Origin of the sequence: Caballeronia zhejiangensis (assembly GCF_022879815.1) — a bacterium.
GTDB classification, from domain to species: Bacteria; Pseudomonadota; Gammaproteobacteria; order Burkholderiales; family Burkholderiaceae; genus Caballeronia; species Caballeronia zhejiangensis.
In genome coordinates this window covers 55,193-67,032 of sequence record NZ_CP084284.1, presented here as the reverse complement: position 1 = coordinate 67,032, position 11,840 = coordinate 55,193, and the positions used below count along the sequence as shown (strand labels likewise).

General features: G+C 62.9%; 9 protein-coding genes. 2 read left to right on the top strand and 7 right to left on the bottom strand.

Going from position 1 to position 11,840, the window contains the following annotated elements:
- Window positions 1-41: 41 nt before the first annotated feature.
- Window positions 42-1,577 carry a choline-sulfatase gene (gene betC / locus LDZ23_RS14845; RefSeq protein ID WP_008354141.1) on the bottom strand — a complete coding sequence of 512 codons (1,536 nt, stop codon included), beginning with the start codon at window positions 1,575-1,577 and terminating at the stop codon, window positions 42-44.
- 108 nt (window positions 1,578-1,685) lie between these two features.
- Here betC and LDZ23_RS14840 point away from each other — a divergent pair, with 108 nt between their 5' ends.
- Window positions 1,686-2,597: a choline sulfate utilization transcriptional regulator gene (locus tag LDZ23_RS14840; RefSeq protein ID WP_033536963.1), complete on the top strand. Its 912-nt coding sequence runs from the start codon at window positions 1,686-1,688 to the stop codon at window positions 2,595-2,597.
- Between the two features lie 119 nt (window positions 2,598-2,716).
- Complete coding sequence (gene purU, locus LDZ23_RS14835) at window positions 2,717-3,592, top strand: formyltetrahydrofolate deformylase (RefSeq protein WP_008354143.1); 876 nt, start codon at window positions 2,717-2,719, stop codon at window positions 3,590-3,592.
- An 833-nt stretch (window positions 3,593-4,425) separates the two neighbouring features.
- On the opposite strand, the gene LDZ23_RS14830 is transcribed toward purU, so the two are convergent.
- From LDZ23_RS14830 to LDZ23_RS14805, 6 genes are all read right to left on the bottom strand, one after another.
- Window positions 4,426-5,262, bottom strand: coding sequence for a glycine betaine ABC transporter substrate-binding protein (locus tag LDZ23_RS14830; RefSeq protein ID WP_409014143.1), 837 nt, complete (start codon window positions 5,260-5,262; stop codon window positions 4,426-4,428).
- A 133-nt stretch (window positions 5,263-5,395) separates the two neighbouring features.
- On the bottom strand, window positions 5,396-6,637 hold the full coding sequence (locus LDZ23_RS14825) for an FAD-binding oxidoreductase (RefSeq protein WP_425306900.1): 1,242 nt from the start codon (window positions 6,635-6,637) through the stop codon (window positions 5,396-5,398).
- 23 nt (window positions 6,638-6,660) lie between these two features.
- Window positions 6,661-7,959 carry an aromatic ring-hydroxylating oxygenase subunit alpha gene (locus LDZ23_RS14820; protein ID WP_008354146.1) on the bottom strand — a complete coding sequence of 433 codons (1,299 nt, stop codon included), beginning with the start codon at window positions 7,957-7,959 and terminating at the stop codon, window positions 6,661-6,663.
- A gap of 38 nt (window positions 7,960-7,997) precedes the next feature.
- On the bottom strand, window positions 7,998-8,756 hold the full coding sequence (locus LDZ23_RS14815) for an adenine nucleotide alpha hydrolase family protein (RefSeq protein ID WP_008354148.1): 759 nt from the start codon (window positions 8,754-8,756) through the stop codon (window positions 7,998-8,000).
- Window positions 8,753-9,916, bottom strand: coding sequence for an electron transfer flavoprotein subunit alpha/FixB family protein (locus tag LDZ23_RS14810; RefSeq protein WP_008354149.1), 1,164 nt, complete (start codon window positions 9,914-9,916; stop codon window positions 8,753-8,755). The genes LDZ23_RS14815 and LDZ23_RS14810 overlap by 4 nt, the downstream gene beginning before the upstream one ends.
- Before the next feature lie 4 nt (window positions 9,917-9,920).
- Window positions 9,921-11,837: a (Fe-S)-binding protein gene (locus LDZ23_RS14805; protein ID WP_008354150.1), complete on the bottom strand. Its 1,917-nt coding sequence runs from the start codon at window positions 11,835-11,837 to the stop codon at window positions 9,921-9,923.
- Between the last annotated feature and the right edge of the window lie 3 nt (window positions 11,838-11,840).

Genomic DNA, 11,840 nt, shown 5'->3' with positions numbered 1-11,840 from the left:
GGTGCATTCCTGTCGTGTGTTGTGGGGATGCGATCGATGCGTCAGTGCTCGACGGCGGGGAAACGCGCCATCGCTTCGAGATCGTCCAGATCGATGTGATTGCGCATGTAGCGCTGGCTCGCATCGACGTGAGGCTGCCAGTCCCATGACTGAATCGTGCCCTGCGTCGTCGCCGCGAAATGGAAATGGCGGCGGCGCTGACTCTTCAGCACATCCCGATGCAGCGCATCGAGATTCCAGCGGCGCGCGATCTCCGCGCGGAATTCGGCCACGCGCGCGGCGTGACGCTCATCGCTTGCGAGATTCTCGCGCTCGAACGGATCGGCTTCTACATCGTAAAGCTGATCCGGATCCACGCTCGAATGAATGAACTTGAAGCGCCCGCGCCGGATCATCACGATGGGCGCAATCGCGCCTTCCGCGAGATATTCGCCGATGGCTTCGTCGTGCCCGCCGGTCTCGCGCAAGTGCGGCACGAGGCTTTGACCGTCGATGCTGTCGGGCCACGCTTGCGGCGCTTGTCCGCGCGCGAATTCGACGAGCGTCGGCAGCACATCGAGATGCGAGACCGAATCCTTCACGCGATGCGCGCCAAACCGCTTCGGCGCGTGCACGATGAGCGGCACGCGGCAGCCGCCTTCGAAGAACGTCATCTTGTACCAGAGGCCGCGCTCGCCGAGCATCTCCCCGTGATCCGACGTGACGACGATGATCGTATCGTCGGCGAGACCGGCCTCGTCGAGCGCTTCGAGGATCGATGCGAACTGGTCATCGACATACGACACCGCGCCGTAGTACGCGCGCCGCGCATTGCGGATTTGCCGGTCCGTCGGCGGCGTGCGATCCGCTTCGTACACATGGCGCAGGCGCTTCGAATGCGGATCGCAGGCATCGAGCGAATCGCGATACGAAGGCATGTCGATGTCTTCATCGCGATACGCGTCCCAGTACTTGCGCGGAATCGCATACGGATCGTGCGGATGCGTGAGCGATGCGACCATCATGAACGGACGCGCGTCCTTGCCCGCGTTGCGCTCGCGCGCGATGTCGAAGAGCTTTTGACGCGTGGTGAAGGTCACTTCGTCGTCGAAGTCGAGTTGATTGGTACGCACGCATGGGCCCGCGTCTATCACGGAGCTCATGTTGTGATACCACGTCGGGCGCGCATCGGCGTTCTGCCAGTCGGGCGTCCAGCCGAAATCGGCGGGATAGATATCGGTCGTGAGACGTTCCTCGAAGCCGTGCAACTGATCCGCGCCGCAGAAATGCATCTTGCCGGAGAGAATCGTGCGATAGCCTTCGGCGCGCAGATAGTGCGCGAAGGTCAGCGTTTCGGACGGGAATTCGGCGGCATTGTCGAATGCGCCGATGTTCGAAGGCAGCTTGCCCGCGAGAAGCGAAAAACGCGAAGGCGCGCACAGCGGACTCGCGCAATACGCGGATTCGAACACGACGCCTTCGCGCGCGAGCGCATCGATGCGCGGCGTCTTCGTCACGCGATTGCCGTATGCGGCGAGTGCGAAGGGCGTGAGCTGATCGGCCATCAGTACAAGGATATTTTGTTTCGTCTCAAGCATGACTGCGTGCCTCGAATAGAATCGTTGATTGAGCGTTGGGTGTCACTATTGCCGTTCAAATCGCGGCTGTGAAGACAGCAAAACGTTATGCGTTCATAAGGGGGAGTTATGCCGCGGCCGGACCGCCTGCCACCGATGCAGGCGTTACTGATGTTCGAATCCGCCGCGCGGCACGCGAGCTTCACGGCTGCCGCGCGCGAACTCGGCTCGACGCAGCCCGCGGTGAGCCAGCGCGTCGTGCAGTTGGAGGAATCGCTCGGGGCGGCGCTGTTCGAGCGCGGGCATCGCGGGGTCACGCTCACGGACGACGGCACGCGTCTTTTCGATGCGGTGCGTCGGGGACTCGACGTGATTCGCGCGGCGACGTCGGACATCCGCTCGCGTCACGCGCAACGCACGCTCACGCTGTCGACGGATTTCGGCTTCGCCACATACTGGCTGATGCCGCGCCTGCCGCAATTCAAGGCGCTGATGCCCGATGTCGACGTGAAGATCATCACGTCGCAGAGCTTGCCGAGCGCATCGGGCGATCATGCCGATGTGGTCATCGTCTTCGGCGACACGCATGCCGAATGGAGCGGTCAGAGCGCCGTGAAGCTCTTCGCCGAACGCGTGATGCCGGTGTGCAGCCCGGCGCTGATCGCGGGAAAAAGCGCGCCCGTATCGCCCGCCGATCTATCCGGGCTGCCGCTCTTGCATCTCGAACCGACGCTGCCCGAGCGCTGGCTTTCATGGAGCGCGTGGTTCGAAGCGCACGGCCTTGCCGCGCCGCCGACGCAGGGCGGCTTCACGTTCAACAGCTACGCGCTCGTCGCGCACGCCGCGGTGATGGGCCAGGGCGTCGCGCTCGGCTGGGCGCCGCTCATCGACGAACTGATCGCGACGGGCCAGCTCGTCGCGCTCTGCGATGCGCCGCTCGTCACCGATCGGGGCTACGTGCTCGTGACGCCGCGCGAGCCGTCGGCGGCGGTGCGGGCGTTCAGCGAGTGGCTGCTGGACGAATGCGACGTCGTCGGCTGACGCTTTCGTACTATTTGCGCGGCGGTTCGCTTCTATCCGGAAGGCGCGCGCGTTTGCTCTACTAGCGCGTACGCTCGCCGCATTTCGCGGCGCTGCAACCATTCGAATGTGGAGCACGCATGGCAGCCGATTCCCGCTTTGATCAACTCGTGCTTACCGTTTCGTGCCCGAGCGCGGCGGGGCAGGTCGCCGCGATCGTCGGCTTTCTGGAGCGGCATCACGGCTATATCGACGAACTCACCGTCTTCGATGACGATCTCTCCGAGCGCTTTTTCGTGCGTTGCGTGTTTCATGGCGCGCGTCCCGAGGAGGCGCTCGATCTCGCGATGCTGAAGCGCGAATTCGAGCCTATCGCCGAGCGCTTTGCGATGTCGTGGGCGATGCACGATCTCGCCGTGCGGCCGAAGGTGCTGCTGATGGTGTCGAAGCTCGAGCACTGTCTTGCGGATTTGCTGTTCCGCTGGCGCATGGGCGAGTTGAAGATGGATATCGTCGGCATCGGGTCGAATCATACGGATCTGGCGCATCTGGCGGGGCAGCATGGCTTGCCGTTCCATCATCTGCCGATTACCGCCGATACCAAGCCGCAGCAGGAAGCGCGCTTGCTCGATCTGTTCGATACGTCAGGCGCGGAGTTGATGGTGCTTGCGCGGTATATGCAGATTCTTTCAGGCGAGACGAGCCGCAAGCTGGCGGGGCGTGCGATCAATATCCATCACTCGTTCTTGCCTGGGTTCAAGGGGGCGAAGCCTTATCACCAGGCGCATGCGCGTGGGGTCAAGCTGATTGGCGCGACCGCGCATTTCGTCACCGACGATCTCGATGAAGGACCGATCATCGAGCAGGAAGTTGAGCGCGTCGATCATTCTTATGGACCGGAGCGGTTGTTGGCGACAGGGCGGGATGTGGAGTGCCTTGCGCTTGCACGCGCGGTTAAAGCGTTTATTGAGCGGCGGGTTTTTATTAATGGCGAGCGGACTGTGGTTTTGCGTTGAGGTTTTTGCGCTCCGGGTTAGCTTGCTTTGCTGTTTTCGCTGGATTCCATATTCGCTTGGCTAGGGTTTCGCCGGATCCCGTTTTCGTGGCGGTCTATTAGCACTGCCCCTGTGCGGGGCGGCAGTCACTTTCTTTGCTGCTGCAAAGAAAGTAACCAAAGAAAGCAGCTCGTCACCGCCCGCGGTCACACGCAATTTGGGTAGTTCTCTCGTTCCAGGTGGCACTCGCCTAAAGAGTGCCCTCAAAGGACTAACGGGGCTTGGATCGCGCGCGGTCTGCCGCCCGAAAACGCTGAGGACACTGGTGCAGCACGAAAGAGCTTCGGCACAGCGCTACGCGCTGCCGCCGGGTATGCAAGGGAAACCAACGTGCGGCACTTGCGGAGAGATGGAGACGTTAGTAGAGAAGCACGCGCAGACCCGATTGACCGGTCGGCCGCGAAGCGGGCTGGAGCTATTTCGTGCTGAACCCGTTTGGTGTGTGGTGCGATGGTTCAGACCGTGCGCGATCCAAGCCCGGTTGGGCCTATGAGGGCACTCTTTAGGCAGCCCACGATGGACGAGAGGACTACCCAAATTGCGTGTGACCGCGGGCGTATCAGTAGCTGCTTTCTTTGCTTACTTTCTTTGCAGCAGCAAAGAAAGTGAGTGCCGCCCCGCACAGGGGCAATGCTGATAGACCGACACGAAAACGGGATCCGGCGAAATCAAAAGCCAAGAGCCAAAAGCCAAAAGCCAAAAGCAAAACCCCAAAAAAAAGCGCCGCAGGCATAACCCACGACGCTCAGCGTTTGCCCAAACGCCCAAAGACCCAAAAAACCCAACGAAAAAAATTACTTAGTCCAGGACTCCACCCGATCCCCATGCGCGCTGATCCACGCATCCGCCGCCGCCTGCGGCTTCTCTCCATTTTGCGTCGCCAGCATCACGCTATCGATCTCACCCGGCTTCCACTGAAACTTCTTGAGGAATGCCACCACCTGCGGCGCCTTCTTCTCCAGCTCCGGATTGATCACGTTATCGACGTGCTCCGACTCACCGAACACCTTCTTCGGATCCTCGAGGAACTTGAGCTTGTACTTCGCGAACATCCAGTGCGGCTTCCAGCCCGTCACGATGATCGGCTTATTGGCCGCTTCGGAACGCGCCAGTTCCGCCGTCATCGCCGAACCCGAACTCGGCAGCAGCTTGTAGTCGAGGTTATAAGCCTTGATCGCTTCGCTCGTCTTCTGCATCACGCCCGCGCCCGCATCGATGCCCACGATGCGCGAATCGAATTCCGCCTTCTTCGCCTCGAGATCGCTCAAGCTGTTGACGTCGACGTTCTCCGGCACGATCAAGCCGATTTTCGCGTCCTGAAAGTTCGGACCGAGATTCACGACCTTCGACTTGAAGTTGTTCCAGTACGCGCCATGCGTGACCGGCAGCCACGCCGACAGCGTCGCGTCGAGATCGCCGCGCGCCACGCCCTGCCACATCACGCCCGCGGCCACCGGCACCAGTTGCACCGGATAACCCAGCTTCTTCTCGATCACGCGCGCCGCCACGTTCGACGTCGCCACGCTATCGTCCCAGCCCTCGACATAACCGATTTTGATCGTCGGCTTATCCGCGGCGTTTGCCATCAGGCTCGATGCGAGGGCGGCGCTCATCGCCCCCAAAACGAGCATTCTTCTCATCGGTTTCATTTGGTTTCCCCTTAGCGGCCCCACGCCGTGTAGCGAACAGAATCACCAGCCAGAATTGACGCGTAGCGCACTTTTCCGACACTCAGTTGTCAAGAAACGACGCGCCCCTCAGGGCTTACTTGTCGACGACGAGATCGCTCATAGGCTTGCTGCAGCACAGCAGCACCATGCCCTGATCGATCTCGCGCTGACGTATGCCGCCCGCATGCTTCATGCTCACTTCGCCCGACACGAGCTTGACCTTGCACGTCCCGCACATGCCCTGCGTACACGACGATGGCAAGCGCACGCCCGCCTTCTTCGCCGCATCGAGCACATGTTCGTTGCTGCCGCATTCGATGTCGCGCCGGCTCTTCGCGAAGCTCACCTTGAACTTCGTATCGACGACGGGCGCGGCTTCAACAGGCGCTTCGATGATCTCGACGGGCTCTGTCGGCGCAGGCGCAAAGCCGCCCGCCTCCTCGCGCGCTTCGACGAAATCCGTCTGCGTCGCAAGGGCCTCGGCGACATGCGCCGTCGTCAGTTCAGCCGCGACTTCCTCGACGACGCCGAACGAGAAGCTCTCCTCGTGATAATGCTTGCGATCGAAACCACCTGCATCGAGCAGATCGCGCACCGCCTTCATATACGGCGCCGGGCCGCACGTGAAGACTTCGCGCTCGAGAAAGTCCGGCGCGATCAGCTTCAGGAGCGGCAGCGTGAGAAAGCCCGTCACGCCCGGCCAGTTCGTGCGCGTGCCGACCCCCTCGCACACGAACGCCGTGCGGAAGTTCTTGTGATTCGACGCGATGAGATCGAGCTCGCGCGCAAAGATGATGTCATCCGGCGTGCGCGCGCTATGCACGAACACGATGTCGGCATCGTCGCCGAGTTCGTGATGCGCGCGGCTCATCGACATGAGCGGCGTAATGCCCGAACCCGCCGACAAGAACAAATACTTGCGCGCCGGATGACGCGCGCACGTGAATTCGCCCGATGGCCCGAGCACGCGCACCGTCGATCCCGCGACGAGGTTATCGTGCAGCCAGTTCGACACCGGTCCCCCCGGCACGCGCTTCACCGTGATGGAGATCGTGTGCGGGCGCGTCGGCGCGGACGAGATCGTATAGCAGCGATTGATCTGCTCGCCGTTGATCTCGAGCTCCAGCGTGATGAACTGCCCCGGCTCGAAGACGAACGTGCGCTCACCCGGCGCCTTGAAGAAAAAGCTCTTGACGTCGTGCGTCTCCTGCCGGACGTGACAGCAGACGAGCGTCTCGTCCGTGTCGCAATTCCAGCGCACGGGCAGCGTCCCCCAGAACTTCGGCTGGGTCACGCGGCTGTCGGTCGGCTCGAAAGTAGCCTGATCGCGCATCATGTTCTACTCCTGCTACGAGGCTGTCAGCGCATGAAGGAAACGACTTTCTCACCGAGCGACGCATCGACGCCGTGCTCGGGCGTATCGGCGTAATCGGCAAGACGTCCGATGTACCACTCGCAAAACTTCTCGACGAGACCTTCCGTGAATGGCGAGTACGGACCCGGTTCGTAGGCGTTGCTCGCGACGCCGAGTTGCGAATACTCGACGAGCGTGCGGTCCTGATCGTTCGTCGCGCGCCACACGGCGGTGAGATTGTCGACGTCGTAATCGATGCCTTCGCGCGCGTCCTTGTGCACGAGCCACTTCGTGCGGACGAGCGTTTCCCCCGATGCAAGCGGAATCACGCAGAACGTCACGATGTGATCGCTCATGAAGTGATGCCACGAGTTCGGCTGCGTCCAGAACGACAAGCCGCCCAGGTCCGCGCGCTCGAAGCCGCCGAGCAGTTTCTTCGATGCGACTTTCGCATCGAGCGTCTGCGATTCGCCATCGCGATCGAGCGGCAAACGTTGCGTGCGAAAGCCCGTCACGAGATCGGCGAGGCGTTCGATTTCCGCGGACGGCAGGCACATCGCTTCCCATTGCTTCGTGCGCTCTTCGACGGTCTTCTCGAACGCCGCCATGCCTTCTTCGTTCGCGGGCGAGCGCTGATAGCCGAAGCCGTATTCGTAAAGCGAAATGGTCAGCTCTGGATGATTCGCGACGCAGTGATAGCACTCGCGATTGTTCTCCATCGTGAGCTTCCAGTTGCCCTTCTCGACGATATCGATGCTCGCCGCGATCTTGCAATCCTTCAGACCGTGCGGCGCGAGATACGGCTCCATCGCTTCGCGCATCACGGCGAAATCGGCGGGCGGTTCATCGGCGAGACAGACGAAGATGAGGCCCGCGAGATTCTGCACATGCACCTTCTTCAGGCTGTGCTTGCAGCGGTCGAACTGTTCGCCCATGTGCTCGGCGAACATCAGATCGCCGGAGAGGTTGTAGGTCCAGCTGTGATACGGGCACACGATATTGCCGAGCGAGCCCTTCTCCTGATTGCACAGGCGCGCGCCGCGATGCCGGCACACGTTGTAGAAGGCGCGTATTTCCATATCGTCGTCGCGCACGATCAGGATCGAATCGTTGCCGATCTCGATCGTCGTGTAATCGCCCGGCTCTGGAATGTCCGGCTCGACGGCGACCTGAATCCAGGTCTTGCGGAAGATGGCATCGAGGTCGAGCGCGTGAATCTCTTCGCTCGTGTAGAACGGCGCCTCGAGCGTGTGGCCCTTTTTGCGGCGTTCGATCATTGCGCGAACGTCTGCCGAAACTTTCATCGTGTGCACCTGTATGTGGGTCGATGTGGGTCGAGAAATCAGTAATCGACGAGTTGATGCTCGCGCAAATACGCCAGAATCACTTGTGCTTTTTCGACGGAACTCCCTTCAATTACGACGCTTCCGCCGCGGCTTTCGGTCGTCGTCGCGCCGAGCATGCGCGCGTGGCCCGAGCGCTTTTCCGGCGCGGCGAGTTTCTTGGGCTTGGCCGTCACCGGGCCGATGCGCCACGCCGTGCTTTCCTTGTCGACGGGCGCGCTCGCGGCGACCGGCGCGACGTGGCCTTCGCGCATGCGCGCATAGGCGTAGCGCGGCGCGGCGTTGGCCAATGGATGCACGGCGACGAGCGCGGGCAGCGGCGCGCGCACGCGTCGGCGCAAGCCCTTCGGCATGAACTGGCGCACTTCGACGCCTTCCTTCGTCACGCTGACATCGACGGCCGCGCCGACGAGCGGAACGTTCAGCGCATCCGCGAGCTTGTACGGCAGCGTGCCGCTGTCGTAAGCGCCTTCGGCGCGCGTGCCGGTGAACACGAGCTCGTAGCCCGCAAGCCTTTGCGCGAGGGCCGCACACGCATCGCCTTGCGTGTTGAGCACTTCGACTTTCGACGCGCCGAGCGCGAGATATTCCTGCAACGCCGGATTAGCCGGATCGCCCGCGTGCAACACGTCGAGTTGCGCGCCGTGCGTCTTCGCGATGCCGATGGCGATGGTCAGCGCGGCGGCGTCGTTGCGGCTGTAGCGCGCCGCGCCGCTGACGGGATGACGTCCGGTGGAGACGAGAACGGCGATCTTCATGCAGCGACTCCTTCGGCGATGTGCGCGGTCTGCGCGATCGATCCGCCGCCGGCACGCGCGGCGCGTGCGGCGGCGGCGGCATCGGTCAGTGCCTTGATCGTTTCCTGCGTGTCCGCGACGATCGTCAGATTCGCGCGCTTCGCGATCGGCGCGCTGGCGTCGAGATTCACGGCGATGACGTGGCGGCAATCCTTGATGCCCTGCAAGTGCTGAACCGCGCCCGAAATGCCGAACGCGATATACACGCTCGCCTCGACGGTCTTGCCGGTCGCGCCGATCTGCTTGTCGCGCGTGAACTTGCCATCGTCGACGGCGACGCGGCTCGCGCCGATCGCCGCGCCCAGCGTGCCCGCGAGCGCTTCGAACGCGGCGATGTCCGACACGCCGTTGCCCGCCGACACGATGAAGTCCGCTTCCTCCAGCGCGACCTGCGCCGCGTCCATCTCTTCGATGCCGAGATCGACGTAAGCGCTCGCTTTCGCCGCCGGCACGATGCCTTGCGGATTCATCGCCTCGCCCGCGCCGACGAAGGGCAGCTTCGCATCGACGGCATGAGCTGCAAGCAAAACCATGTCGGGCAATGCACGCGATGCAAGCGCGCGACCCGCCTGTGCATACGACGCGACATGCGCTGCATCGATTTCGACGACCTGCGTCGCGATGGACGCATCGGCGCGTGCGGCGTAGCGGCGGCCGAGATCGCCGTCGCCGGTTGCGTTGTCGGGCATGAAGATATGCGCCGGTCGGAACGCAGCGACGCAGGCGGTCAACGCGCGCACTTCTTCGTCGGGCGCGTAGTTGCGGCGATCGAACTCCGGCAGCGCGACGTAGCGATCCGCGCCGAGCACGGCGGCATCGTCCTTGAACTCGCCGAACGCGATCAGCACGACTTCGGTCTGATCGTCCGCGAGCAAGGCGGCCGCCGCGAGCGCCTGGCGCGCGTGATCGTCGAGCGCGCCGCGATCCGTGTGCGCCGCGACGAGCAGCGAACGCGTCGCGGGCTTCGTCGTGCGGCGCGGCTTCGTCGCTTCCTTGTGGCCGCCGTGCGTGAAGTTCAGCACGACGCCATTGCCGATTTCGCCGAGCGTGATGCGCTTCAGTCCATCGGCCGTGATGACGAAGGGACGGCGCGGATCGATTCGTTTGATGTCGTTGTTCATCGCTTCACTCCAAGGCCGCAGCGACGAGTTCCGCCACGTCGAGCACTTCGGGACGAGGACCGACCACGCCTTCCAGCATCGCGGTGCATTGCGGGCAACCGACCGCGACGACTTCCGCGCCGACCGACTTCGCATCCGCGATGCGGATATCGGGAATGCGCTGCTTGCCGGGGATATCCGTCAGCGGCGCACCGCCGCCACCGCCGCAGCAACGCGCGCGCATGCCATGACGCTCCATCTCGACGACCTTGATGCCAATGGTCTTCAGCAACTTGCGCGGCGCCTCCGTCTCGCCGTTGTAGCGGCCGAGATAGCACGGATCGTGGTACGTGATTTTCTTGTCCGCGAGCACGGCGGCGGCCTTCGGCGTGAGCTTGCCGCTCGCGACGAGCTCCGCCATGAACGCCGTGTGATGCTGCACTTCGTAGTAGCCGCCAAGCGCGCGATATTCGTTGCGCAAGCTATGCAGCACATGCGGATCCGCCGTGACGATGCGACGGAACTGGTATTGCGACAGCGTGTTCATCAGCTTCGATGCGCATTGCTGGAACGTGGCTTCGTCGCCGAGACGCCGCGCCGTGTCGCCCGTATCCGTTTCGACGCCGCCGAGCACCGCGTAATCGACGCCCGCCTTGTTCATCACTTTTGCGAGCGCGCGCAGCGTGCGCTGATAGCGCATGTCGAATGCGCCTTCGCCGGCGATCAGCAGAACATCGACAGGGCGTCCCGGCTGCGCGACCTGCACTTGCAAATCCACCGACCAGTCGTAGCGCGCGCCGATATCGAAACCGTTCTGACTGCCGGTCTCGCGCAGGTTCGCGAGCGTGATCGGGCCTTTGCCGGGCACATCGCCTTCGACGAGCGTTTGATTGCGGCGCATGTCGACGATCGCATCGACGTGCTCGATCAGCATCGGGCACTCCTGCACGCACGCGCGGCACGTCGTACACGACCAGATCGTGTCCGCTTCGATCATCTGCGAGATGAGCGGCTTGGTCGGACCGCCGGAATGCCTGCCGACGGGAATGCCGGGTGTCGGGCTACCCGCGTATTGCGAGTCCGATCCGCCGACCATGCCGACGACCAGATCCTGAATCAGCTTCTTCGGATTCAACGGCTGACCCGATGCGAACGCGGGACACGCGGCCTCGCACTTGCCGCACTGCACGCAGGCATCGAAGCTCAACAACTGATTCCAGCGAAACTCGACCGGCTTGCCGACGCCATATTCCTTCGCATCGAGCACGGGCTTCTTGAGCGCCGTCGGCGGCACGACTTCGCGTTCGTTCTCGTCCTTCGCGTGAAAACGCTCCTGACGCGGATGAAAGGCGAGATGCAGCAGACCCGCCATCGCGTGCTTCATCGGGCCGCCTTGCGCCGCGCCGAAGGTCATCGTGTACGCGCCCGCCGCGATCAGCAACGCGACGATGATCGCGAGCGCGCCGGACATCCACGATGCAGGCAGCAGCATGAACAACGCGAGACCGAGCGCGAACGAACCGAGCAGCAACGGCAGGCTGTCCCACGGTCCATGCGACAGACGCGCGGGCACGTCCTTCGCGCGACGCCGCTTGTACACGAACATCGCACCGACGAACATGATGATCGCCGCGAGGAAGATCGCGCGATCGAGCCACACCGAATAGATCGCGAGACCGTAGTTGACGAAGACGAGCGCCATCGCGAGGATCGCGCCACCCGCGGTCGCGACGTGCGTCTTCGCGATATACGGATCGCGCGCCACGACATGATGCAGATCGACGAAATAGCGCTTCGGAATGGTCAGCAGATTCGCCCATCCATAGGCGCCGGCCGTCGTCGCGCGGCCTTCGCGCCAGTACGCTGCGCGCTTGAGCAAGGCGAACGCGAGGCCCGCCATCGAAAGCCACAACAGCGCGGTGATGACAAACACGGGGTTCATCGT